The organism is Oleiharenicola sp. Vm1 (assembly GCF_047777955.1).
Classification (GTDB): domain Bacteria; phylum Verrucomicrobiota; class Verrucomicrobiia; order Opitutales; family Opitutaceae; genus Didemnitutus.
On record NZ_CP180537.1, the window covers coordinates 324,359 to 348,667 of the forward strand.

Genomic DNA, 24,309 nt, shown 5'->3' on the forward strand with positions numbered 1-24,309 from the left:
AGCCCGCCGGGCTGGCGGGCTGGAAGTTTATTTTTTCTTCTTCGGCGTGACGTTCTTCAGGCCGTCGGGACCCGTGGCGCCGGCGAGCTCGGGCTCGGGCATTTTGTTGATGAACATCTGCTGGCCGATCGAGAACAGCGCGTTCACGGTCGAGTAGAGCGCGAGCGCGGAGGCGAAGTTGTAGCAGAACAGGGCGAACATCCACGGCATGATCTTCATCATCGTGGCCTGCGCCGGGTCGACGTTCGGCGCGGTCGGCGTGAGCTTCATCTGGTAGATCATCGTCGCGCCCATGAGGACGGGGAGGATGTTGATGTTCAGATGGGTCAGGCCGAGCAGCGGCAGCGTGACGGCGCCGAAGGAATAGACGGTGTCCGGCGCGGAGAGGTCGACCGCCCAGAGGAAGGGCGCGTAGCGCAGCTCGGCCGCGCCCTGGAGCACGGCGAAGAAGCCGATGAAGAGCGGCATCGTGATCAGGATCGGGATGCAGCCGCCGAGCGGGTTGACCTTGTTCTCCTTGTAGATCCGCATCATCGCCTCCTGCGCCTTCTGCGGATTGTCTTTGTATTTCTCGCGCGACTCCTGGATCAGCGGCATGAGCTTCTGCATGCGCTTGGCGGAGCGGGAGGCGGCGAGCGTGAAGGGCAGCGTCACGACCTTGAGCAGGATCGTCATGACGACGATGGCCCAGCCCCAGCTGGGGATCCAGGCGTGGACCCAGGTGAGGAGCGTGAGCAGCAGCGGGCCGAAGAACTGCGAGAGGAAGATCTTGTTGAAGAAGAACGGGGCGAAATTCATCACCTTGTCCTCGCTCTGCTTGAAGTTGTCGGTGCGCGCGAGGCGGCGGTATTCCTTCGGGCCGGCGTAGTAGGTGGCGCTCCACTTGGCGCTGCCGTTGGCCGGGATCGGCTTGAGGTCGACCAGCAGTTCGCCGGTGACGGCGTAGGCGTTGCGGTCCTCGGCGGGCGCGAGCGGGTTGATCTTCACGCGCTCGATGCGCAGGCCGACGCCGGGCTCGTCCGGCGTGAGGATGGCGGCGAAGAACTGGTTCTTCACCGCGGCCCAGGTGATGGGCGCGACCTTGTCCAGGAACGGCAGCGGCGGGCTGGAGGTGAAGAAGCCGCCGCCGGCGAGCTCGTCGCGGCGGATGAACTCCGTGCTATCACCGTTGTAGTAGCCGGCGTTGACATACATGCCGGTGTCGAGCGGGCCGAGCGGCGAGGCGGTGCCGAGGTTGAGCGAGGTGCGCGGGAGCGGGAGCGGCTGCGCGCCGAGGTTGCGGAACGTCGTCTCGTGGCGGACCTGATACGGGTCGCCGGCGCCGCCGCCGAGCAGCTCGTAGCGGCGCGTGACCTCGAGCTTGCCGTCGACCATGGTGCGGTAGACCACGGTGTGGGCGTCGTGCGAGACGAGCTCGTAGCGGGCATCCTTGTCGACGCCCGGGAAGGTGCCGAAGCTGAGCGCCGGCGCGGCCTGCGGGGCGTTCATCAGGTAGGGCGCGTCGTGGCCGAGCTCGGCCTTGTGCTTCTTCAGCTCGACGCGGTCGATGGCGCCGCCGGCGGTGGTGAAGCGGACGGTCACGAAGTCGTTGGCGAGCGTGACGTATTCGGCCGGCGCGCTGCTCGGGGTCTTGCTCGCGGTGAGGGTGGTGTCGGCCGGCGAGGTGGCGGGGCCGGCGGCGGGGGCGGCGTTGGTGGCGACGGGGCTCGTCACCGGCGCGGACGGGATCGCGGGCTTGGGCGGCGGCGGCGAGAATTTCGCGCTGAAATAGAAGGCGAGCATGGCGGCCACGAGGAGCAGCACGCCGATGGCGGTGTTTTTCTTGTCCATGAAGAGAGGCTTTCGGTGATCAGCGGTCAGCCCTGGGCCGGCGTGATCTTGGTGACGTTGACGCAGGAGAGTTTCTTGCGCGGCACGGGGTCGAGGCCGCCGGGGTGCCACGGGCCGCATTTGGCCAGGCGGCGGGCGGTGAGCGCGAGGCCGGCGAACAGGCCGTGCTCGCGCAGCGCCGCGCGGGCGTAATGCGAGCAGGTCGGCGCGAAGCGGCAGCCGCACGACGGCGCGGCCACCTGGAGCGCGGGCGACACGAGCTTTTGGTAGAGCCAGAGCAACGCGTCGACGGCGCGCGCGGGCAGGCGGGCGGCGAAGCGAAACGCGGCGGGGATCGGCTCAGGCATGGGGCGGCGTGGCGGGGGCCAGCTTCCGACAGGCGGAGATGAATTTTTGCTCCACTTCGGCGAGCGATTGGCGGAGCGCGGCGGGGCGGGCGGTCAGCACCAGGTCGAACCCGGCGGGCACGAGGTGCTGGTGCTTGCGGAACACCTCGCGCAGCCGGCGCTTGGCGCGGTTGCGGAGGACGGCGGCATTGCCGATGGCGGCCTTGGAGGCGACCACGCCCACGCGGGCGGGAGTCGCATCGTCCGGCGCGGACCGGGCGCGCCAGACGAGCAGGAACGCGCCGCAGTCGGCGCGGCGGCCGTGCTCGCGGGCGGCGCGGAAGTCGCGGTTGCGCTTCACGCGCTGCGCCGCGCGGAGGCGCTGCGAAGGCGGAGGCGTGTCAGCGCCGGGCACGGCGGGCGGAAATCAGACGACGGTCAGGCGCTTGCGGCCCTTGCGGCGGCGGGCGGCGAGGACTTTGCGGCCGCCTTTGGTGGCCTTGCGGGCGCGGAAACCGATCTTGCGAGCGCGCTTCTTGCGGTGCGGACGGAATGTAGGTTGCATGGTTTTGTTAAAAAAGAGGGTCAAAGTCAGTGGAGGGGCGGGGGGTGTCAAGCGTCAGGATTTCGACCCGCGGGCACGGCGCAAGCCCCGGGTCGTTACCGGTCGCCGTGGCGATTCCGGCCGCGGGGCGGTCCGGCCGGGCAAAGTGCTGGCCTCGCGAGGGCTTTGTGAACACGTTGCGCGCAAATTCCCTTTGCCTCGCGCCGCCCCCGACACACGGTGGGGCACGTGTCCGACGCATGCAAAAAGACCCCTTCACCGGAGGAGAAACATTCCTCGAAGGCCCCCGGCTCCCCGGCGGCGAAGCATGGGCAGGGATTCTGGACCGTCACGGGCAACGACTTCGGGCGCTCGATCAAGTGGGCGCGAAAGCAGCCCAATGCGCTTTCGGAACACATCAGGACCGCCCGCTCGTCCTCGCCCAAGGAGACGAAGTAGGCCTGCTGGAGTTCGCCGAGCCCCGCTGGGCCGAGCTCGGTGACGCGATCCGGGCGTTCCGGGCGACGCTGCCGCTGGTGCGGCTGGAGGACTTCGGCTTCGACTCGGAGTCGGACGACCCGTTCGAGAGCAACGCCGCGCGCCTGCACCGCATCGGCGGCGGCGTGGAGGCGCTGGCCTTCGCCGATCCGCAGCAGTCGGTCTACAAGTTCTTCCTCTTCCGCGAGGGCGGCGACGTCGGCGCGACCTTCCGCTTCGATCGCGGCGAGGACGGCCTGCTCGTCGCCACCGCCGTGCCGGGCAGCTACCGGCGGTTGTTCGAAAAACTGCGGCTGACGCACATCGTCGGCATGCCGACGGAGCTGGCGGGCGTCACGCCGGAGGGCGTGCTCGTGGCGAAACAGACCTACGGCCAGCCGCTGCCGGAGAAGCACGACGTCTCCGGCCTCGATCCCGACCGGTTCATCCCGATCCCGTCGCGCTTCCTGCGCGCGGACCGCGATCACCCGCGCCTCGCCTTCCTCGATGGCGAGCCGTGGCTCGTCGCCGACACCCACGATCGCAACGTCGTGCGTGCGGCCGACGGCACGCTGCGCGTCATCGACCTGGTCGCCGCGCCGCTGACCCGCGCGCTGCTCGACCGCGCGCCGCTGTTCCGCGAATGGATCGCCCGCGCGCGCCTCGACCCGCGGGCCGAGATCCTCGCGCCGGTGAACGACGATGAGCTCTGAGCCCTCCCGCCGCCGATGACCTGGCTCCGCGCGAACGCCTTCCTCCTCGGGCTGCTGGCGGCGACGGCGCTCGCCTTCGGCTTTCCCGCGCCCGGCGCGCGCGGCGGCTGGCTGCAGCCGGAGCTGCTGACCAACGCCGGCGTGGCGCTGATCCTCCTCCTCCAGGGCTGGTCGCTGCCCTTTGAAAAAGTCCGTGAGGGCGCGGCCAACTGGCGGCTGCACGTCGTGGTGCAGGCGTTCACGTTCGCGGTGTTTCCGCTCGCGGGGCTGGCGCTGAACGCGCTCCTGCCCGCGCTGTGGCCGGCGATCCCGCCGGCGATCCGCGACGGGTTCCTCTATCTCTGCGTGCTGCCGTCGACGGTCTCGAGCTCGGTCGTGTTCACCTCCGTGGCGCGCGGCAACACCGCCGGCGCGCTCTTCAACGCCGCGTTCTCGAACGTCCTCGGCGTGCTGCTCACGCCCGTGCTCGTGCAGCTGCTCATGCGCACGACGGGCCAGACGACGCCGGTCGGCCCGCTGCTGCTGAAGATCACGGGGCTGACGCTGGCGCCGTTCGCGCTCGGCGCGTGGATGCGCACGCGTGCCGCGGCGTGGATCGACGCACGGAAGCCGTGGGTCACGCGCCTGAGCAACGGCGCGATCCTCTTCATGGTCTACGCGGCCTTCTGCGACTCGGTGCAGGACCGCGTCTGGCAGCGGCACGGCGCCGCGGTGACGGTGCAGACGCTGGCGTTCGCGCTCGGCCTCTTCGGGTTCATGTCGGTGCTGATCGCCGCATCGTGCCGCGCGCTGCGGCTGGACCGCGCGGATTTCATCGCCGGCTATTTCTGCGCGGTGAAGAAGACCCTTGCGATGGGCGTGCCGCTGGCGGTCCTGATCTTCGGGACGCGCGCGGACCTCTCCCTGATCCTGCTGCCGATCATGTTCTACCACCCGATCCAGCTCCTCGTGAACGGCGTGCTGGCGAACCGCTGGGGGCGGGCGGCGGCGTGAGCCCAGCAAAAAGCCGCGGCGCGGGCCGCGGCTGAGCGGGGAAAGCGGCGCGCGCGCCTCAGCCCTTCTGGGCGGCGATGAACTCGAGGATCACTTTCGCCTGCTCCGTGGTCGTGCCCTTGTAGTCGGTGTAGACGACCTTGCCGTCCTTGATCAGGTAGGCGGAGCGCGAGGCGAATTCGCCCATCATCGGCACGCTGCGGGTCGGCACGCCGAAGGCGTTGATCACCGCCTTGTCCGTGTCCGCGATGAGCGTGAACGGGAGGTGATACTTTTCCTTGAAGGCCTTTTGCGCGGCGACGTCGTCGTGGCTCACGCCGATGACGGCGACGCCCTGCTTCGTCAGCGCCTCGTAGCCGTCGCGCAGCGAGCAGCCCTGCTTGGTGCAGCCCGGCGTGTCCGCCTTCGGGTAGAAATAGACCAGCGTGTAGGGCTGCTGCTTGTAGACGTCGGCGAGGGCGAGCTTGGCGCCGGTGTCGGTGACGCCGGTGACGGCGGGCGCGGGATCGCCGACCTTCACGGGTTCGGCGTGCGAGGTGGCGAGGAAGAGCATGGCGGCGGCGAGGGCGGCGAGGAAACGGGCGGACTTCATGGTGGAGGAGGGGAGGAAGGGACGCTACTCGCACGCGGCGTGCGCGCAAGTGGCGCGTGTTTCCGGAAAAATTACGGGCGAAATTTCGCGCCGGATGCGCCGGATGTCCCACCGGTGGGAAAAAAGCGGCGGCCCGACAAACGGGGCGCCGCGAGGTTCCGCCCGGGCGCAAAATTTTCTTCCGGAACTTCGTGTGGAGCAGCGTGTTTCTCTCCGCGTGAGCGCACAACCGCGTTTATCGCGCGGCACCAAGTGCGGTCGCAAACCAAGCAACTAACCAAACCCATGAAAAACGTTCCCTCCTTCAAAACTTTGATCCTGGCCGCAGCGGTCTCGCTCGGCCTCGCTTCCGCGTCGTTCGCGCAGAGCGCGAATGTCGCCGTGCCGAACCCGGCCGATGCCAAGCCCACCGGCCTGCTCGGCCAGAATTACACCACGATCGGCTACGGCTACATCGATCTCGACAGCACGAACGTCCACGCGTCGCGCTACTCGCTCGCTGCCAACCAGAGCCTGCGCGAGGGCCTCGACGGCCTCCTCGAGTATGGCTACACGCGCTCCAGCTCCTTCGCCGGCACGCGCCTCACGCAGCACGACCTCATGGCCGGTGCCCGCGCCTACCTGACCTCGGCCGGGTTCAAGCCCTACGTCGAGGCCGGTCTCGGCTGGGTCTGGCAGAAGGCCGCCGGCGTGAGCGACGACTCCTTCGCCTGGGGCCTCGGCGTCGGCGCGGAGATCGACGTCGCCTCCGCCGTCACGGTCACGCCCTACGTCCGCTACGAGGACCTCACCCGCGGCTCCAACAACGATTCCTGGAACTACGGCGTGAAGGCCAACTACTGGGTCACCAGCCGCGTGGGCATCCAGGCCGGCGTCGAGCGCGACGACGACAAGAACATGACCTACTCGGTCGGCGCGAACATCCGCTTCTAAGCCTTGGGTCCAGACCAAGTGTGTGCAACCAGCCGCGGCGGCCGCAAGGCGCCGCGGCTTTTTCTTGGCCGCGTGCTCAGCCCGCGCCCCCGTGGCGCGCTGCGCGAAGTCGGAGTCCTGCGTCAGCGAGCGGCACAGGCCGATGAATGTCTGCTCCGCGAGCGAGAGCGTGCGGTCGCGCGCGTAGGCCACGCCCCAGGTGCGCGTGAGCCGGCGCTTGCCCAGCGGCAGCGCCACCAGCGCGCCGCTGGCCAGCTCCGCCTGCGCGATCCACGGCGCCAATACGGCCACGCCGAGGCCGATCTTCACCAGCTCCTTGATCGCTTCCATGCTGCCAAGCTCGATCACGTGCGCGAGCGGCACGCGCTCGCGCTGGAAATATTCGCTCACGAGCTGAAACGTGTGACTCGTGCGGTTGTAGAGCACGAACGTCTCGCGGCCGAGGTTCTCGCGGTCGACCCCGCCCGCGCTCACCCAGGCGTGCCGCGGAGGCACGAGGAAACACAGCTCATCCTCGAAGAGCGGCACGAACTCGCTGTCGCGGCCCGCGCCGGGTGCGAGCAGCAGCGCGAGGTCGACCTGGCCGGAGTTGAGCAGCTCGACTTGGCGGCCGTGGTCGCCCGGCTGGACCACGATCTCGCAGTTGGGAAAACTCTCGCGGAACTCCCGCAGCACCGTGGGCAGGATATACTGGCACGCCGTCGTGCTCGCGCCGACGCGGAGCCGCGCCTGGCCCCACTCCGAGCTCTCGTCGAGCTCCGCCCGCGCGGCGTTCATCTCGCGCATGATCGCCTCGGTGCGCCGCAGCAGCTTCTCCCCGCGGGCGTGAGCTGCGGCTGCCGGCCGCTGCGCTCGATGAGCCGCGCGCCGACGTCGTCCTCCAGCGCCTTGAGCGCGTGGCTGACCGCGCTCTGCGTGAGGAAGAGATCCTTCGCCGCCTGCGTGAAGCTCAGCCGCCGCGCCACGGCGGCGAAGGCGGCGAGCTGACGGGTGTCGAGCGGCTTGTGCATGGATGAACGGCGCTCATGCGCCGGATTAAAACTTTGCCAAGCAATCGACGGGCCAACTCCGCGCCGTGGCACGGCCCCGGCTCAGTTGATGACACAATGAACGCCTGCCTCCGCGTCCCGCGCCCGTCCTCCACCGCCCTGCGGCTGGGGTTCCTCGCGCTCACCGACGCCGCCCCGCTGCTGGTCGCGCGCGAACGCGAGCTGTTCGCGCGGCACGGCCTGCGGGTGGAGCTGAGCCGCGAGCTCGGCTGGGCCACGATCCGGGACAAGATCGTCCACGGCCAGCTCGACGCCGCGCCGGCGCCGGCGCCGATGCTGTGGTCGACGCGCCTCGGCGTCGACGGTCCGCGCGCCGACGTGCTCACCGGCCTCGTGCTCAACCTCCACGGCAACGCCCTGACGCTCTCGCGCCGCCTGTGGGACGCGGGCGTGCGCACGCCGGCCGACTTCCGCGCCGAGGCGCAGCGCCGCCGCGGCGAGCAGAAGCTCACGCTCGGCGTCGTCTTCCGCCACTCGGCGCACCATCTCCAGCTGCTGCACTGGCTGCGCCTCGCCGGCGTCGATCCGCAGCGCGACGTGCGCGTCGTCGTCGTGCCGCCGGCCCAGACCTTCAGCAACCTCGCCGCCGGCACGCTCGACGGCTACTGCGCCGGCGAGCCGTGGAACACCCTCGCGGTGCAGGCCGGCGCGGGCTGGTGCCCGACGTGGAGCTCCGCGCTGTCGCCCGGGCACGTCGAGAAGGTCCTGATGGTGCGCGACAGCTTCGCCGCCGAGCGCGCCGAGGAGCACGCGCGCCTCATCGCCGCGCTGCACGAGGCCTGCGCCTGGTGCGACGAGCCCGCGAACCGCACCGCGCTGGCCGAGCTGCTCAGCCGCCGCCCCGCCCTCAACGTCCCGCTCGGCGCGCTGCTGCCGGCGCTCACCGGCCAGTTCGACGCCGGCCAGGGCCGCGTCGAGTCGAGCGCCGACTTCCTCGTGTTCGCCCACGGGGCCAACGCTCCGACGCTCGCCCGCGCCCAGGCGCTCCAGGCCGAGCTCGCCGCCGCCGGCCTGCTCCCCGCCGGCGCCGCCACGGCCGCGCTGCCCGCCCAGATTTTCCGCGAAGACCTGCATCACCAAGCCCTCCGTCCCCTCACGCATGAAACCGTCCGTTCCCCGGCCCCGCTCCTCCGCCGCCCCCACCTCGCTTGACCGCCGCCAGTTCCTGAAACAGGGCGCGCTGCTCACCGGCACCGCCGCGCTGTTCGCCGCCCTCGGCAACCGGTCGTGGGCCGCCACCGCCGCGCCCGCCTCGGAGGCCCCCGAGACGCCCGACGTGAAGTTCGGCATCATCGCGCTGACGGACTGCTCGCCCATCGTCGTCGCGCACGAGAAGGGTTTTTTCAAAAAATACGGCATCCGCTCGAAGATCTCGAAGGAGGCCAGCTGGGCCGTCATCCGCGATCGGCTTTCCACCGGCGACAATCAGGCGACGCACATGCTGATCGGCATGCCCTACGCGTCGACGATGGGCCTGCTCGGCTCGCCGAAGAAGCCGATGGTTTACGCGTGGATGCTCAACCGCAACGGTCAGGCCATCTCGCTGAAGAAATCCTTCCGCGGCAAAGTCGCCGCCGACGCGGCGGCACTGAAGCCCTTCGTCGACGAAGCGAAGAAGGCCGGCAAGCCGCTCACGTTCGCGATGACTTTTCCGCCGGGCACGCACGCGATGTGGATGCGCTACTGGCTCGCCAGCGGCGGCATTCACCCCGGCGACGCGTCCGGGGCCGGGGCCGACGTGAACCTCGTCACCATCCCGCCGCCGCAGATGGTCTCGAACATGCGCGTCGGCAAGATGGACGGCTTCTGCGTCGGCGAGCCCTGGAACGCCCGCGCGATCGACGACGGCATCGGCTACACCGCGCTCACGACGCAGGACATGTGGAAGGACCACCCGGAGAAGGTCCTCGCCTTCACGGAGGAGTTCGCGACCAAGAACCCGAAGACCGTGAAGGCCATCCTCAAGGCCGTGCACGAAGCCTCCGAGTGGATGGACAATTTCGACAACCGCTCCGAGATGGCCGACATCGTCTCGCAGCCGTCCTACATCAACTGCCCGAAGGAAATCATCCTCGGCCGCCTGCTTGGCGACTACGACTACGGCGACGGCCGCAAGAAGCAGGACGAGTTCGCCATGCACTTCAGCCGGCGGAACTGCAACTTCCCGCAGCCGAAATACGGCAAGTGGTGGCTCACGCAATTCCGCCGCTGGGGCATGGTCGACGGCGCGCCGGATTACGCGGTCGTCGACAAGGTCTGCCGCCACGATCTCTACGCCGACGCGATGGCCGAACTCGGACTCAAGGACCGCACGCGTGACGATTCGCCGTTCACGCTCTTCGACGGCAAGTCCTTCGATCCCGCCGGCGACCTCGAGGCCTACGCGAAGAGCTTCGCGGTCCACGCGCTGAAGGGTTGAACCGATGAAGGCCTTCAAGTTCGACTGGCTCATCCTCCCGCTCGTGATGCTCGCGCTGTTCGTCGCCGCGTGGCATTTCTACTCGCTCGCCGACAAGAGCAAGGACGACAGCAACTACTTCCCCGGTCCCGTCGAGACCTGGCACGACTCCAAGAGCTACATCACCGCGCCGCTCGCCTACCGCGGCGAACAGGACCAGGGCATCCTCCGCTTCACCTGGAAGTCGCTCTACCTCGTCGCCAAGGGCTACTCGCTCGGCCTGCTGCTCGGCGTCCCGCTCGGGCTGGTCCTCGGCCTCTCGACGCTCTTCACCAAGGCGTTCGACCCGATCATCCAGATCGTGCGCCCGATCTCGCCGCTCGCGTGGTTCCCGATCGGCCTCGGCCTCTTCAAGGGCCTCGACGGCGCCGGCCTGTTCACCATCGCGTTCTGCTCGATGTGGCCGACGGTGCTCAACACCGCGCAAGGCGTGCGCTCCGTGCCGCAGGATTACCTCAATGTCGGCAAGGTCCTGAAGCTCTCGTGGCTCCAGATGCTCCAGAAGATCATCGTGCCCTCCGCGCTGCCCTACATGTTCACCGGCTTCCGCCTCTCGCTCGGCATCGCCTGGCTCGTGATCGTCGCAGTCGAGATGCTCACCGGCGCGCCCGGCCTCGGCGGCTTCCTCTGGCAGGAATACAACGCCCTCAACTACCGCCACATCGTCATGTGCGTGATCGCGATCGGCCTGATCGGCTTCGTGCTCGACCGCCTGATGAGCATGGCCGAGGCGAAGCTCCGCGCCGCGACCTGACCGCTCCCTTTCTGCTGCGCCGTTCCGGTTCCCGTCCCGCCCGGCCTGACACCACACCCGCAAATGACCACGATCCCTCTCCCTTCGTCGCCGCGCCGCGCCGCCCTCGCGTCGCTCGGCTTCCTGCTCGCCGCCGCCCCGGCCGTGCACGCCTACATCTTCGGCGACCCCATCGCACTCGCCGACGGCAAGCTCGCGCTCGACTTCAACGCCCGCGTGCGCGTCGAGCAGCGCGAGAACACCTTCGACTTCAATTCGCTCACCAACACCGCCAACGACGACACCTTCGTGCTCACGCGCCTCCGCGCCGGCGCGAAATACACCGTGTCGCCCACGCTGTCGTTCTACGGCCAGCTCCAGGACGCGCGGGAATACGACTCCCAGCGCCCCAACGTCCCCTACGTCAACGCCGCCGAGGGCGACGACCGCCTCGACCTCCGCCAGCTCTACGTCGACATCGGCGATCCGCGCGACTCCGGCTGGTCCGCCCGCGTCGGCCGCCAGATGCTCGCCTACGGCGACCAGCGCCTCGTCGGCGGCTTCGAGTGGAACAACCTCGCGCGCGTCTTCGACGGCGTGAAGGCGGTCTACAACTGGGCCGACCAGCGCACGACCTTCGACCTCCTCGCCACCGCCGTCGTCACGCCGGGCGAGACGACGACCGACCGCGTGAAGGACTACGCCCTCGACCGCTCGGACAAGGACGACCTCTTCCTCGGCGTCTACGTCCAGAACTCCGGCGCCATCGGGAACACGAAGCTCGACGCCTACCTCCTCTACCGCGGCAAGACCGAGAACTCGCCCAACTACGTCGTGCCCGCGCCCGCCTTCGGCAACGGCAACATCCGCGCCTTCGACGTGCCCGAGAAGATCTACACCCTCGGCCTGCGCCTGCAGAACATCTCCAGCGCGCCGCTCCGGGGCTTCGACTACATCGTCGAGGCCGCCTACCAGTGGGGCCAGGCCCGCCCCGGCCTGCCCGCCACGACCGTCAGCGGCTTCGACTGGTTCGACCACCGCGCCTACGCTTTTCACGCCGAGACCGGCTACACCTGGGAACGCAGCAGGTTCGTGCCGCGTCTCGGCGTGGAATACGATTACGCCTCCGGCGACAAGAACCCGTCCGACACCAAGAACGAGGGCTTCCTGAATCTCTTTCACACGAACCACCTCCACTACGGCTTCATGGACGCGTTCGCTTGGAAAAACCTGGAGGCCAAGGCGGTCACTTTCCGCGCGCGCCCGTTCATCGCCGTCGACAACTCGCTCAAGAAGGGCGTGCTCCGCCTCGATTACTGGTGGCTCTCCCTGGCCCGCACGACGGACTTCTGGTATCGCGCCAACGCCATCGCCGTCGTCCGCCCCGCCGCCTCGCGCACCGGCGCGCTGCCGAAGGACGCCGGCCGCGAGTTCGACGCCACCTTCACCTGGTCGCCGAGCCCGCCCTACGAAATTCTCCTCGGCTGGAGCCGCTTCGACGCCGGCGACTACCTCGCCGCCACCGGCCGCGCCGACGACGCGACGTTCAGCTACGCGCAGCTCGTTTTGAAATTCTGAGGAGAAGGACGAAGGATGAGGGATGATTTACGAGGTTCAGCGACGCGAGCTGCGTCGGATCGCGGCGAAAATCCGGGTAAGTTCGTCCGCCTTCGCTCGCAGCTCCGCCAGTCGCGCCGCGGGCAGCAATTCTGTCCGAGCGATGAACTCGAGCCAGAACTCCGTCTCGTCCGCCTCCTCGAGCACCGGCGTTATCTTGGACGCGAAATCCGCGCGCGACTTCGCCCGCTGGCTCGAGCGGTAATTCGCGGCCACCGAAGCGGCCGACCGCACGACCTGCCCGGCCGCCGTTCTCCCAGTGACGCTCTACGGCAGCGCCTCGACCATCTTCGCCACTCGCAGGGCGAACTGCATCGTCCGCTCAATCAGTTCGTCGCGATCCATGCCGGCACGATGCCTGCATAGCCGGGCCTCATCCATCATAAATCCTCCCCTCGTCCATGCTTCAGCCGCCTCGCATCTCCACTGCCGATCCCGCGCCGGAAACCTACCTCCAGCTCGCCGGCGTCGCGAAGTCCTTTCGCTCCGCCAGCGGCCGCACCGAGGTGCTGCGCGACATCAACTTCACGGTCCGCCGCGGCGAGTTCGTCGCCATCGTCGGCTACTCCGGCTCCGGCAAGACCACGCTCATCAACCTCATCGCCGGCCTCGCCGCGCCCGATGCCGGCACGGTCACCTGCGCCGGCAAAACCGTCACCGGGCCGGACTCGGATCGCGGCGTCGTGTTCCAGAACTACTCGCTGCTGCCCTGGCTCACCGTCTACGAGAACATCGCGCTCGCCGTCGACCAGTGCTTCCCGGTCTGGCCGTCCGAGCAGCGCCGCGAGCACGTCGAGAAGCACATCGCGATGGTCAACCTCGCCCACGCGCGCGACCGCCTGCCGCGCCAGCTCTCCGGCGGCATGCGCCAGCGCGTCGCCCTCGCCCGCGGCCTCGCCATGAATCCCCGCGTGCTCCTGCTCGACGAGCCGCTGGGCGCGCTCGACGCCCTCACCCGCGGCACGCTGCAACAGGAGCTCGCGCGCATCTGGGAGAGCGACCGCAAGACCGTCGTCCTCATCACCAACGATGTCGACGAGGCGCTCCTCCTCGCCGACCGCATCATCCCGCTCACCACCGGCCCGGGCGCGACCCTGGCCGAGCCCATCGCCGTCAACCTCGCCCGCCCGCGCGACCGCAAGGCCCTCAACCACGACCCCGCGTTCAAGCACCTCCGCGCCCACGTCACCGCGCGCCTTCTCGCGATCGGGCAGGCCCGTCGCGGCCGCGCCGATGGCGCACAACTCGCGCCGCCCGCGCTGCGCCCGGCCGATATCTCCGCCCGCGGGCGCCCGTTCTTCCACTGGCACGCCCGCCGCCGCCTCGAGGTCGCCGGCGCCAGCGCGTGAGGCCGAAACCACGAAACGCGCCTCACCCCCGCAACGGACCGCCCGCGCAATGAACAGACGCACCAAACGAGATCACCCCGTCGCGCGGGCGGCCGGATGTCTCCGGCGTCGCTCCGGGCCGTCCGCACTTCGTGTGTTTCGTGGTCCGTCCCCGGCATCGGTCCCGCCCAGTCCTCCGTAATCCGTCCTCCGTCCCCCTTCCTCCGTGTCCACGCCTCTCCTCCAGCTCACCGGCATCCACAAGGCCTACGGTCCGACCGTGATCGTCGAGGACTTCAACCTCGATTTCGCGCCCGGGGAATTCATCGCGCTCATTGGCCACTCCGGCTGCGGCAAGTCGACCGTCCTCTCGATGATCGCCGGCCTCACGCCGGCGACCTCCGGGGCGATGATCCTCGACGGCAAGGCCATCACCGAGCCCGGCCCGGATCGCGGCGTGGTCTTCCAGGCGCCGTGCCTGCTGCCGTGGTTCAGCGTCCTCGACAACGTGCTGCTCGGCGTGAACCAGGTCTACTTCGCCTACCCGCCCGCCCAGCGCCGCGCACTCGCCGAATACTACCTCCAGGTCGTCGGCCTCGGCGACGCGTTGCACAAGAAACCCGGCGAGCTCTCGCAGGGCATGCGTCAGCGCGTCGGTCTCGCCCGCGCCTTCGCGCTCTCCCCGAAGATGCTCCTGCTCGACGAGCCCTTCGGCATGCTCGACTCTCTCACGCGCGCCGAGCTCCAGGACGCGCTGCTCGAGGTCTGGCAACGTCAGCAAATCACCGCGCTGATCATCACGCACGACGTCGACGAGGCGCTGCTGCTCGCCGACCGCGTCGTGTGCATGACCGACGGCCCGCGCGCCACGATCGGCGAGATCCTCACCGTGCCGTTCCCGCGCCCGCGCGACCGCCGCACGCTGCTCGAAGATCCCGAATATTACCGCTGTCGCGAGCACCTGATCTCCTTCCTCGAGGAACGCAGCCACGACCGCCCGGTCAAAAAGACCGCCTCCGCACCGGTGCCGGCCTGATCGCCGTCGCGTCACCACCCCGGGTGGATGCTTGTCTGCGCTGCCATTCGTGTTTGCCTCTCCCGCATGTCGACCCCGCCCGAGCCCGCCCTGCTGATCGCGCTCACCGGCTCCCCGGCGAGGGCCGCACGAGCCAGCTCGCGGCGCTCGCGACGGAATTCCAGCTCCGCGGCCAGCGGGTGGCCGGCCTGCTGGCCCCGGCCGGGAAGCGGGGACGGCCACCGCGGCGCCGACGCCTACCACGTGCACGTCCTCGGCGAGCCGCGCGAACGCCCCTGGGCGGAACGCGACGAATCGCTCGAGCCGCCCTACCGCTTCCACGAGGAAACGCGGACGCATCTCGCCACCTGGGCCGCGGGCCTCAAGTGGCAGCCGCGCGCCGATCTCCTCGTCCTCGACGAGTTCGGCCGCTTTGAGGCCGACGGCGGCGGGCTCCTGCCGCTCTGGCCCGACCTCGCCGCCGCCGCGCCGCGGATCGTCGTCATCGCCGTGCGCGCCGGCTACGTCTCGCTCGTCGAGGCGCGCCTCGGCCGGAAGTTCGACCTCTGCCTCGCCGCCGCGCACCCCGCCACCCCCGAGCGCCTGCGCCAGGCCTGCGCCGACTTCGGCGAGTGGACGCAGGTCGGCCTCTGGGGCGGCGCCGCCGGCTCGATCGAGATGACGCTCGGCTCTGCGCTGCATTCGATGAAGGTCCCGCTGCGCGGCGCCGCGCTCAGCAGCGTGCAGGCCGCGACGCTCACCTTTGCGTCGGCGCGCCTGAATCCGCCGGGCCGCGTCGCGTGGGTCGCGTTCGTCTCCGCCGGCCTGAAGGCCTTCTCGCCCGGCGGCGGCCGCGTGCGCCCGATGGTCGCGATCGCGCTGCAGGGCACGCTCTTCAGCGCCGCGGTGCAGCTGCTGGGCTGGAATTTCCTCTCCGTCCTCCTCGGCGGCGCGGCCATCGGCGCCTGGGCGGCGCTGCAGGGTTTCCTGCTGCAATATCTCCTGCTCGGCGACGATCTCGTCGAGGCCTACGGCAAGGTCGTGCGCTGGCTCGCCGATCACTGGCAGGTCCAGGCGCCCTCCATGCCCGTGCTGCTGGCGGCATGGGCCGCGCTGCACGCGCTGCTCGCCGCCGCCGCCGCCGTCTCGGCCTGGAAGCTCCGCGCACCGCCGCGGGCGCTGCGCGCCATCCTCGACCGCGAGGCGGCGAAAACGCCCGGCGCCCCGTCCGCCCCGGACGGGACGGCGCGTCCGCCGCTGTTCCGGCGGGTCGCGCGCGAGTTCGGGCGCTGGCATTTCTGGGTCCCGCTGGCCGCGGTCGCCTTCGTGCTCCTGGCCAACGGCCGGTCCTGGGAACACGTGGCGTGGCTCGCCGCGCGCTTCGTGGCCGTCGGCGCCGTGTTCTTCGCGTTGCTCTCGCTCTTCCAGCCCGCGCGCTTCGCCGCGGCCCTGCGCCGCCGCGGCTGGTGGGGCCCGGCCGCCGCCTTCGGCGAGGCGCTGGCGCGGCGCGCCCCCGGAAATAGCCGCGGCATGCCGCGAATTCATCGCCGGCATGCAGCGTTCGCGTGATCCCGACCGCGACCGGCCGGGGAACTTGGCACGCCGCCGGCTGGTGGCCCGGCATGACGTCGCAGCCGCCCACGCCGCCCAATCTCGGACCGGACCGGATCTTCGGTCCGCTCGATCAGGACTTGGCGCACCGCACCTCCCTGCGGCCCGGGCGGAAGCGCGCCGCCGAACCGTTCGTGTTGCCGCCGCCCACCGGCGAGGCGACGGACAGCTATTGCGTGTGGCCGGCGCGACTGGTCGAGGGTTCCTGAGCCGGGCGTCCGCGCCGACCGTCCGCGTGAGTCCCGCTCATCCGCCCCGCGGCCGGCGGCGAGCGAAATGAGCGTCGCTCATGCGGGCATGAATTCTTTGCGCCACCGATGAGGCGGCGGCGCGGCGCGCTGGCACGGCCGGCGCTTTTTCCGGACGCATGTCACCGTCCTGCGTTCCCTCCACCGCGCCCGGCCGTGCCTGACCATGGTCACCGCCGCGCCCAGCCCCGGAGGCTTCACCGAGCAGCAGAAGGAATACCTCAGCGGTTTCCTCGCCGGCGCGTTGACCGCCGGTCCCGCGCCCGGCGCCGGCGCGCCGACCCCGGCGGCGGCGCCGGAGGAACGCGTCTTCGGCACGCCCGTCTCGGACTTGTCCAAACCCGAGCGCTGGAAGCTCGAGGAGGATCCGCTCGAGATCTGGGAAAAACTCTGCGCGCACGCCGCCGCCGGCAAGTTTCCCGACGAGGCCGACGCGTTCCGCTTCAAGTTCCACGGCCTCTTCCACGTCGCGCCCGCGCAGGACAGCTTCATGATCCGCCTGCGCATCCCCGCGGGCGAGATCCACGCGCACCAGCTCCGCGGCCTCGCCGACCTCGCCGAGGAGTGCGGCAACGGCCACGCCGATATCACCACGCGCGCCAACCTCCAGCTGCGCGAGCTGCCGCCGCGCGCGATCGTGCGCGTGCTCACCCGCGTGTCGCAGCTCGGCCTGACCTCGCGCGGCGCCGGCGCGGACAACATCCGCAACCTCACCGCGACGCCCACCTCCGGCTTCGACCCGCGCGAGCTGATCGACGTCCGGCCCTTCGCCCACGCGCTGCACCACGCCATCCTCAACCAGCGCGAGCTCTACGGCCTGCCGCGCAAGTTCAACGTCGCCTTCGACTCCGGCGGCACGATCTCCGCCGCGGCCGACACGAACGACATCGGTTTCTTCGCCGTCCGCATCACTGAAACCAGTCTCGCCACTCTCAACCCTCAACTCTCAACCGCCCGGCCTGCGCCGGGCATCTACTTCCGCTGCGAGCTCGGCGGCATCACCGGCCACAAGGACTTCGCGCGCGACACCGGTCTGTTGCTCACACCCGAGCAGCTCGTGCCCGTCGCGACCGCGATGATCCGCGTCTTCCGCGAGCACGGCGATCGCACCGACCGCAAGAAGGCGCGCCTGAAATACCTCCTCGAGCGCTGGCACGGCCACGAGAAGTTCCTCGAGGAAACGCAGAAGAAGCTCCCGTTTCCGCTCCTGCGCCTCCCGCGCGCCGCCGGCGAGCCGCGCGCGCCGGTCGACAAGCGCGCGCACCTCGGCCTCCACCCGCAGGCGCAGCCCGGCCGGTTTTATCTCGGCATCGGCGTGCCCGTCGGCCGACTCACCGCCGCGCAGATGCGCGCCCTCGCCGCGCTCGCCGAGCGCCACGGCACGGGCGAACTCCGCCTCACCGTCTGGCAAAGCCTGCTCCTTCCGCACCTTTCGGCCGAGGGCGCCGCCGCCGGGGCCGAGGCGGTGCGCGGCCTCGGCCTCTACACCGACCCGCACGCGACCGCCGGTTGCGTCATCGCCTGCACCGGCAACCGCGGCTGCAAATACGCCGGCGCCGACACCAAGAGCCACGCCCGCGCCGTCGCCGCGCATCTCCGCACCCACGGCCCCGCGCTCACCGCGCCCGTCAACCTCCACCTCACCGGCTGCCCGCACTCCTGCGCGCAGCACTACTGCGGCGATCTCGGCGGCGTCGCCACGAAGCTCCCCGACGGCCGCGAGGGCTACCACGTCGTCCTCGGCGGCGGCATGGACCAGGAGCAGGGCATCGCGCGCGAGATCTTCCGCCATGTCGCCGCCGCCGATCTGCCCGCGCTCGTCTCGCGCACGCTCGCGACCTTCGCCGCGCGCCGCACCGGCGACGAGACCTTCGTGCAATGGACGCGCCGCCACAGCGTCGAAGAACTCAAAGCGCTCCTCGCCTAAACGCGCCGTCCTCGGTCCTCCGATTTCCGTGTCCTCGCCCTCCGTCCCCTTCATTCCCGATTCCGCGCCATTCACGCCCGAGCAACGCGCGTGGCTGAACGGCTACCTCGCCGGTCTGTTTTCCCGCGTGGCCGCGCCGATCGAAAATCAGAAATCGAAAATCGAAAATTCAGCGGCACCGCAGGTGCCGCTGACGATCCTCTTCGGCTCGCAAACCGGCACGTCGGAGAATCTCGCCAAGAAAGCCGCCAAGCGCGCCTCCGCGCGCGGCTTCGCGCCGACCGTCCTCGACGCCGCCTCCGCCGACGTCCCACGTCTCGCCGCCGCAGGCGCGCTGCTCGTGATCACGAGCACCTACGGCGACGGCGAGCCGCCGGACAACGCCCGCGCGCTGCTCTCCTCCCTCCGCAGCCTCAACGGCGCGCAGCTCACCGCCGTCCGCTTCTCCGTCTGCGGCCTCGGCGACACGAACTACGCGAAGTTCTGCCAGTGCGCGAAGGACTTCGACGCCGCCCTCGCGCGCCTCGGCGCCACGCGCGTGGCCGATCGCGTGGACTGCGACCTCGATTACGAGGGGCCGTTTCAGGCCTGGCTGGAAAAATCGCTCTCCGCCCTCGCGACCGCGTCCGCCAGCTCCGCCCTCCTCGCCGTCGCCCCAATCGAGAATTCCCAATCGTCCAGCGCGAAGCGCCTCGGCCAAATCGAAAATTCAGAGGAGCCGCGCTTTTCCAAGAAGAACCCCTTCGCCGCGCCCGTGCTGGCCGTGCGCTGCCTCAACGCCGCCGGCTCCGCCAAGGAGGTGAACCACGTCGAGTTCTCCCTCGGCGATTCGGAGCTGACCTACGAGGCGGGCGACGCGCTGGGCGTCTTCCCGCAGCACTGCCCGCAGCTCGTCGCCGACGTGATCGCCGCCCTCGGCTGCGACGGCGAGGAGCCCGTGCCGTCGCCGGCCGGTCCCGCGACCTCCCTGCGCCGCGCGCTCACCGACCTCTACGATCTCGGCCGGCCCGCTCCGGCGCTGATCGAGCTGCTCGCGCTCGACACCGCGCAGCACGGCCAGCCGCACGACGTCCTCGACGCGCTCCGCCTCGCCGCCGCGGCGAAGCGCCCGACCGCCGCCGCATTCGTCGGCGCGTTGAAGAAACTCCAGCCGCGTCTCTACTCGATCTCATCTTCGCCCCTGGCACACGCCGGCCAGGTCCACCTGACGGTCGGCGCCGTGCGCTACGAGCTCGGCGGCCGCGCGCGCAAGGGCGTGTGCTCGACCTTCCTCGCCGAACGCGCGCTGTCCGCCGGCCGCGCCGGCGTGTTCGTGCACCGCAACCCGAACTTCCGCCTGCCCGCCTCCGGCGACACGCCGGTCATCATGGTCGGCCCCGGCACCGGCATCGCGCCTTTCCGCGCGTTCCTCGCCGAGCGCCGCGCCGCCGGCGCCAAGGGCCGCAACTGGCTCTTCTTCGGCGACCAGAAAGCCGCGACCGACTTCCTCTACCGCGAGGAGCTCGCGGAGCTGCAACGCGACGGCACGCTGACGCGCCTCGACCTCGCCTGGTCGCGCGACAACGCGGCCAAGACCTACGTGCAGCACCGCATGCTCGAGCACGCCGTGGAGCTCTTCGCCTGGCTCGAGGCCGGTGCGAACTTCTACGTCTGCGGCGACGCCTCGCGCATGGCGCGCGACGTCGACGAGGCGCTCGTGCAGGCCGTCGCCCGCGCCAGCGGCCGGGCGCCGGACAAGGCCGCGGACTACGTCGCGCAGTTGAAATCCGCGCGCCGCTACCAGCGCGATGTCTACTGAGCGCCCGCGATGAACCTCGCCGGTGAATCCGTCGCCGCGGTCCGCGACCGCCGGTCCACCCGGCCGGCCGGCGCGCCGCCGCCGCGCGGTCCGGTGGGAGGCGGCTTGCGCGTCGACGCCGCGCCCGCGCCGGCAGGCAGCCTGCGCGACTTCCTCGCCGAGTTGCTCGCCGAGCAGGGCCGCCTCGACACGCCGGTCGCGCGCGCGAGCCGGGCCTACGATTCGCGGGCGGGGAATCCGGCGGCGAAGCACTTCGAGTCCCTCATCCCGCTCAGCGCGCCGCGCGCGGGCGAACAATACGCCTTCGAGGTCGACCTCGACGCCTGCACCGGCTGCAAGGCCTGCGTCTCGGCCTGCCACGCGCTCAACGGCCTCGACGAGGACGAGACCTGGCGCGACACCGGCCAGCTCATCGGCTGCACCTCCGGCGCGCCGGTCGTGCAGACGCTCACGACGGCCTGCCACCATTGCGCCGACCCCGGCTGCCTCAACGGCTGCCCGGTGCTCGCCTACGAGAAGGATCCGCTCACCGGCATCGTCCGCCACCTCGATGACCAGTGCATCGGTTGCCAATACTGCGTGCTGAAGTGCCCCTACGACGTGCCGAAATACAACGCGCGCCTCGGCATCGTGCGGAAGTGCGACCTCTGCCACCAGCGCCTCGCGCACGGCGAGGCACCCGCCTGCGTGCAGGCGTGCCCCACGCAGGCGATCCGGGTGGTCGTGGTGACCGCGCCGAAGGACGCCCCCGCCGCGCTCCGCGACGAGCCGCGCAAGCCCGCCATCGCGTTCCCGGGCCCCGATCCGACCTACACCCGGCCGACCACGCGCTACGTCACCGCGCGCGAGCTCCCGGCCGACCTGCGCGCGGCCGACGGCGCGGCGCTGCGCCCGCAGCATCCGCACTGGCCGCTCGTGCTCATGCTCACGCTGCTCCCGTGGGCGATTGGCCTGCAACCGCTCTTGCTGACGGTGCTCGGGAACACCGGGAGCCATGCGGCCGCGTCTTCGCCATGGTCCATCATTCGCACCCCCGGCGAACTTGTTGCGTATTACGCCACAAACCGGACGGCCCAGCTTTCGCTGCTGCCGCTCGCCCTCGGTGCGCTCGGCCTCGCGGCGGCGACGTTTCACCTCGGCCAGCCGCTGCGCGCGTGGCGCGTGTTCCTCGGCCTGCGCACCTCGTGGTTCAGCCGCGAGGCGGTGCTCTTCGGCGGCTGGTTCGGCCTCACGGCGCTCGCCGCGCTTCTCCCGCAGCTGCCGGTGGTGACGATGGCCGCGGCGGCGACCGGCCTCGCGGGGCTGGCGTGCTCGGCGATGATCTACATCGACACGCGGCGCCGCTTCTGGCGTCCGGCCTTCACCGTCCCGCGTTTTCTCCTCGGCGGCGCCGCGCTGGCGCTGGCAACGATCTCATCCGGTGTGACGGGCAATTTTGCGTATTACGCAAAATTCGCCGCGGTCCTCGTGCTCGGAGCGAAGCTGGCGGTCGAACTCGCGTCGTTGCGCGGCGAGGCCGCGTCGGCGCGACTGCAGCGCGGTCCCTTGTTTGGTGTGTTGCGCATCCGGCTCGGTTTGGCGGCGGGCGCGGCGATTCTCTTTGCCCTCGTCTCGCCCGCCGCCGCCGAGCCGGATCTGGCGTATTACGCCCGATTGGCCGCACCGCTGGCGCTGTTGCTGGCGGGCGAGATCGCCGAGCGTTATCTCTTCTTCCGCGCGGTCGATGCGCCGAAGATGCCGGGCTACGCCACGCGATGAAGGACACGCTCGACCGGCTCCTGCACGCGCGCACGGGCGTGATGACGAGCGAGCTCGTCCTGCGTCCGGGCGATTTCGGGCTCGGGCGCGTGCCCGCGCGCCTGGCGCCCGAGGGCACGACCTCGAGCATCTGCGGATTCTGCTCCACCGGTTGCTCGCTGAAGATCCATCTCGGCGCCGACGGCGCGGCCGTGAACCTGTCGCCGAATCCGGACTACCCGGTGAACCTCGGCATGGCGTGCCCGAAGGGCTGGGAGGCGCTGACGCCGCTCGCCGCGCCGGACCGGGCGACGACGCCGCTGCGACGCCTGCCGAACGGCGAACTGGCGCCGATCTCGTGGACCGAGGCGCTCGACCGGTTTTGCCGGCGGATGAAGGACGTGCAGGCGCGCCATGGCCCGGCGAGCGTCGCGGTTTTGAGCACCGGCCAGATCGTGATGGAGGAAATGGCGCTGCTCGGCGCGCTGGCGAAGTTCGGCCTGGGCGTGAAGCACCTCGACTCGAACACGCGGCAGTGCATGGCGACCACGCACGTCGCCTACAAGGAGTCGTTCGGCTTCGATGCGCCGCCGTTCACCTACGCCGATTTCGAGGAGAGCGACGTGCTGGTGTTCATCGGGGCGAATCCCTGTCTCGCGCACCCGATCATGTGGCAGCGCGTGATGCAGAACCGCCGCCAGCCGCGCATCATCGTCGTCGATCCGCGCCGGACCGAGACGGCCGCGGCGGCGTGGCGGCACTACGCGCTGCGTCCGAAGAGCGACCTCACGCTCCTCTACGGCCTCGCGCATCTGCTGCTCGTGCGCGGTGCGGTGGACGAGGCGTTCGTCGCCGCGCACACGGAGGGTTTTGCAGGCTTCGCGGACTTCGTGCGGGCGTTCACGCCCGAGCTGGTTTCGCCGCAAACGGGCTTGAGCGTGGATGAGCTGCACGAGTTCGCCGACGCGATCGCGGACCGGACGCAGCGCGTGTCGTTCTGGTGGACCATGGGCGTGAACCAGAGTCACGAGTCGACGCGCACGGCGCAGGCGATCGTCAACCTCGCCCTGATGACCGGGCAGATCGGCCGGCCCGGCACGGGACCGAACTCGATCACCGGCCAGTGCAACGCGATGGGTTCGCGCCTGTTTGGCAACGCGACCTCGCTGCTCGGCGGCTACGCGTTCGAGAAGGCGGCGGACCGCGCACACGTCGCCGGCATCCTCGGCATCGACGCGGGGCTGATCCCGACCGAGAAGAGCATCGCCTACGACCAGATCCTCGACGCGATCGACCGCGGCGAGGTCCGCGCGCTGTGGGTGATCGCCACCGATCCGGCGCACTCGTGGATTCACCTCAACCGCTTCGCCGAGATCGCGGCCAAGCTCGAGTTCCTCGTCGTGCAGGACATGTTCACCACCACGAGCACGGCCCAGCTCGCGCACCTGATCCTGCCCGCAGCCGGGTGGGGCGAGAAGGAGGGAACGTTCATCAACTCCGAGCGCCGGCTCGGTGCGGTGCGCAAGGTCGCGCGCGCGCCCGGCGAGGCGCTGAGCGATTTCCGCATCTTCCAGCTCATCGCCGAGCGCTGGGGCTGCGGGCCGATGTTCCGGCGCTGGTCGTCGCCCGCGGCGGCGCTGCAGATCCTGAAGGAGCTGTCGCGCGGCCAGCCCTGCGATTTCAGCGGCGTGCGCGATCACGCGCACCTGGCCGAGTGCGGCGGCATCCAGTGGCCGTTCCCCGCGGACAGCGATCCCGAGGCGGTGCGGCCGGCGCACGGCAAATTCTCCGAGCGCCGCCTGTTCGCGGACGGGAAATTCTTCCGGCCGAACGGCCGCGCGAAGTTCGCGTTCGATCCGCCGCGGCCGATGCCGGAGCAGCCGTCAGCCGAGTTTCCGCTGATCCTGCTCACCGGCCGCGGCTCGTCCGCGCAGTGGCACACCGGCTCGCGCACGGACAAGAGCGAGGTGCTGCGCCGGCTCGCGCCGCGCGGGGCGACGGTCGAGGTCCACCCCGACGATGCCGCCCGCTACGGCCTGGCGGACGGCGCGCCGGCGCTCGTGCGCTCGGCGCGCGGCGAGGCGCGGGCGACGACGGTTGTCACCGCGACGGTGCAACCCGGGCAGGTCTTCATGCCGATGCACGACCCCGCGGTGAACCGGCTGACTTTTCCGTCCTTCGACCCGCATTCGCGCCAGCCGAGCTACAAGGCCTGTGCGGTGTGCCTCGCGCCCGCTCCAGCGGATCGGCTACCGCGCCGCCATCAGCTCTTCGCAAAATGAGCGAATGCGCTGAACCGCTTCCACCGTTTTGTAACCTAATAGGTTACACATCACCCCCTGTCATTCGGGAGGTAACTAAAAAGTGTAACCTATTAGGT

At 70.2% G+C, this 24,309-nt stretch carries 22 protein-coding genes and 1 pseudogene; 15 read left to right on the forward strand and 8 right to left on the reverse strand.

Annotated elements, in window-relative coordinates; translation table 11 throughout:
• Positions 1 to 27: 27 nt before the first annotated feature.
• From yidC to rpmH, 4 genes are read right to left on the reverse strand one after another with little or no spacing between them, the layout of a single operon-like run.
• Complete coding sequence (gene yidC / locus ACMYLB_RS02315; RefSeq protein ID WP_415909373.1) at positions 28 to 1,830, reverse strand: membrane protein insertase YidC; 1,803 nt, start codon at positions 1,828 to 1,830, stop codon at positions 28 to 30.
• Positions 1,831 to 1,856: 26 nt separating this feature from the next.
• A complete protein-coding gene (gene yidD / locus ACMYLB_RS02320) occupies positions 1,857 to 2,177 on the reverse strand; it encodes a membrane protein insertion efficiency factor YidD (RefSeq protein WP_415909374.1) in 321 nt (106 codons plus the stop codon).
• Entirely contained in the window at positions 2,170 to 2,571 is a 402-nt protein-coding gene (rnpA, locus tag ACMYLB_RS02325) for a ribonuclease P protein component (protein WP_415909375.1), read from the reverse strand. Before rnpA ends, yidD begins: the two co-directional genes overlap by 8 nt.
• Positions 2,572 to 2,583: 12 nt before the next feature.
• Complete coding sequence (gene rpmH / locus ACMYLB_RS02330; RefSeq protein ID WP_415909376.1) at positions 2,584 to 2,721, reverse strand: 50S ribosomal protein L34; 138 nt, start codon at positions 2,719 to 2,721, stop codon at positions 2,584 to 2,586.
• Between the two features lie 359 nt (positions 2,722 to 3,080).
• Between rpmH and ACMYLB_RS02335 the strand changes: the two genes are divergently transcribed.
• Both ACMYLB_RS02335 and ACMYLB_RS02340 read left to right on the forward strand, forming a co-directional pair.
• Positions 3,081 to 3,890: a hypothetical protein gene (locus tag ACMYLB_RS02335; protein ID WP_415909377.1), complete on the forward strand. Its 810-nt coding sequence runs from the start codon at positions 3,081 to 3,083 to the stop codon at positions 3,888 to 3,890.
• A 15-nt stretch (positions 3,891 to 3,905) separates the two neighbouring features.
• Positions 3,906 to 4,883: a bile acid:sodium symporter family protein gene (locus tag ACMYLB_RS02340; protein ID WP_415909378.1), complete on the forward strand. Its 978-nt coding sequence runs from the start codon at positions 3,906 to 3,908 to the stop codon at positions 4,881 to 4,883.
• 58 nt (positions 4,884 to 4,941) lie between these two features.
• Here ACMYLB_RS02340 and ACMYLB_RS02345 read toward each other — a convergent pair whose 3' ends face one another.
• Positions 4,942 to 5,475 (reverse strand): peroxiredoxin, encoded by a 534-nt coding sequence (locus tag ACMYLB_RS02345; RefSeq protein WP_415909379.1) that lies wholly within the window; start codon positions 5,473 to 5,475, stop codon positions 4,942 to 4,944.
• A gap of 285 nt (positions 5,476 to 5,760) precedes the next feature.
• On the opposite strand from ACMYLB_RS02345, the gene ACMYLB_RS02350 reads away from it, so the two are divergent.
• A complete protein-coding gene (locus ACMYLB_RS02350; protein ID WP_415911156.1) occupies positions 5,761 to 6,408 on the forward strand; it encodes an outer membrane protein in 648 nt (215 codons plus the stop codon).
• Positions 6,409 to 6,594: 186 nt separating this feature from the next.
• Here the strand turns inward: ACMYLB_RS02350 and ACMYLB_RS02355 are convergent.
• Together ACMYLB_RS02355 and ACMYLB_RS02360 are read right to left on the reverse strand one after the other, a co-directional pair.
• Positions 6,595 to 7,194, reverse strand: a pseudogene (locus ACMYLB_RS02355) (LysR family transcriptional regulator substrate-binding protein); the annotation flags it as partial.
• Entirely contained in the window at positions 7,182 to 7,418 is a 237-nt protein-coding gene (locus tag ACMYLB_RS02360; protein ID WP_415909380.1) for a helix-turn-helix domain-containing protein, read from the reverse strand. The pseudogene ACMYLB_RS02355 and the gene ACMYLB_RS02360, both read right to left, overlap by 13 nt.
• Before the next feature lie 96 nt (positions 7,419 to 7,514).
• Between ACMYLB_RS02360 and ACMYLB_RS02365 the strand changes: the two genes are divergently transcribed.
• The 4 genes from ACMYLB_RS02365 (at position 7,515) to ACMYLB_RS02380 (ending at position 12,226) form a co-directional block, all read left to right on the forward strand.
• Positions 7,515 to 8,609: a CmpA/NrtA family ABC transporter substrate-binding protein gene (locus tag ACMYLB_RS02365; protein WP_415909381.1), complete on the forward strand. Its 1,095-nt coding sequence runs from the start codon at positions 7,515 to 7,517 to the stop codon at positions 8,607 to 8,609.
• Positions 8,557 to 9,876: a CmpA/NrtA family ABC transporter substrate-binding protein gene (locus ACMYLB_RS02370; RefSeq protein WP_415909382.1), complete on the forward strand. Its 1,320-nt coding sequence runs from the start codon at positions 8,557 to 8,559 to the stop codon at positions 9,874 to 9,876. The genes ACMYLB_RS02365 and ACMYLB_RS02370 overlap by 53 nt, the downstream gene beginning before the upstream one ends.
• Before the next feature lie 4 nt (positions 9,877 to 9,880).
• The gene (locus ACMYLB_RS02375) at positions 9,881 to 10,669 is read left to right on the forward strand and encodes an ABC transporter permease (protein ID WP_415909383.1); all 789 of its coding nucleotides are present in this window, start codon (positions 9,881 to 9,883) and stop codon (positions 10,667 to 10,669) included.
• Positions 10,670 to 10,732: 63 nt separating this feature from the next.
• Complete coding sequence (locus ACMYLB_RS02380; protein ID WP_415909384.1) at positions 10,733 to 12,226, forward strand: alginate export family protein; 1,494 nt, start codon at positions 10,733 to 10,735, stop codon at positions 12,224 to 12,226.
• A gap of 36 nt (positions 12,227 to 12,262) precedes the next feature.
• On the opposite strand, the gene ACMYLB_RS02385 is transcribed toward ACMYLB_RS02380, so the two are convergent.
• Positions 12,263 to 12,481: a four helix bundle protein gene (locus ACMYLB_RS02385; RefSeq protein ID WP_415909385.1), complete on the reverse strand. Its 219-nt coding sequence runs from the start codon at positions 12,479 to 12,481 to the stop codon at positions 12,263 to 12,265.
• Between the two features lie 185 nt (positions 12,482 to 12,666).
• Between ACMYLB_RS02385 and ACMYLB_RS02390 the strand changes: the two genes are divergently transcribed.
• The 8 genes from ACMYLB_RS02390 (at position 12,667) to ACMYLB_RS02425 (ending at position 24,211) form a co-directional block, all read left to right on the forward strand.
• Entirely contained in the window at positions 12,667 to 13,614 is a 948-nt protein-coding gene (locus ACMYLB_RS02390; RefSeq protein WP_415909386.1) for an ABC transporter ATP-binding protein, read from the forward strand.
• A gap of 205 nt (positions 13,615 to 13,819) precedes the next feature.
• Positions 13,820 to 14,629 carry an ABC transporter ATP-binding protein gene (locus ACMYLB_RS02395; protein ID WP_415909387.1) on the forward strand — a complete coding sequence of 270 codons (810 nt, stop codon included), beginning with the start codon at positions 13,820 to 13,822 and terminating at the stop codon, positions 14,627 to 14,629.
• A 66-nt stretch (positions 14,630 to 14,695) separates the two neighbouring features.
• On the forward strand, positions 14,696 to 16,177 hold the full coding sequence (locus tag ACMYLB_RS02400; RefSeq protein ID WP_415909388.1) for a hypothetical protein: 1,482 nt from the start codon (positions 14,696 to 14,698) through the stop codon (positions 16,175 to 16,177).
• Positions 16,174 to 16,428, forward strand: coding sequence for a hypothetical protein (locus ACMYLB_RS02405; protein WP_415909389.1), 255 nt, complete (start codon positions 16,174 to 16,176; stop codon positions 16,426 to 16,428). Before ACMYLB_RS02400 ends, ACMYLB_RS02405 begins: the two co-directional genes overlap by 4 nt.
• A 205-nt stretch (positions 16,429 to 16,633) precedes the next feature.
• Entirely contained in the window at positions 16,634 to 18,394 is a 1,761-nt protein-coding gene (locus ACMYLB_RS02410) for a NirA family protein (protein WP_415909390.1), read from the forward strand.
• Between the two features lie 28 nt (positions 18,395 to 18,422).
• Complete coding sequence (locus ACMYLB_RS02415) at positions 18,423 to 20,192, forward strand: sulfite reductase subunit alpha (protein WP_415909391.1); 1,770 nt, start codon at positions 18,423 to 18,425, stop codon at positions 20,190 to 20,192.
• A 9-nt stretch (positions 20,193 to 20,201) separates the two neighbouring features.
• Positions 20,202 to 21,950: a DmsC/YnfH family molybdoenzyme membrane anchor subunit gene (locus ACMYLB_RS02420; protein WP_415909392.1), complete on the forward strand. Its 1,749-nt coding sequence runs from the start codon at positions 20,202 to 20,204 to the stop codon at positions 21,948 to 21,950.
• Positions 21,947 to 24,211, forward strand: a complete 2,265-nt coding sequence (locus ACMYLB_RS02425; RefSeq protein WP_415909393.1) for a molybdopterin oxidoreductase family protein — start codon at positions 21,947 to 21,949, stop codon at positions 24,209 to 24,211. Before ACMYLB_RS02420 ends, ACMYLB_RS02425 begins: the two co-directional genes overlap by 4 nt.
• The last annotated feature ends 98 nt before the right edge of the window (positions 24,212 to 24,309 follow it).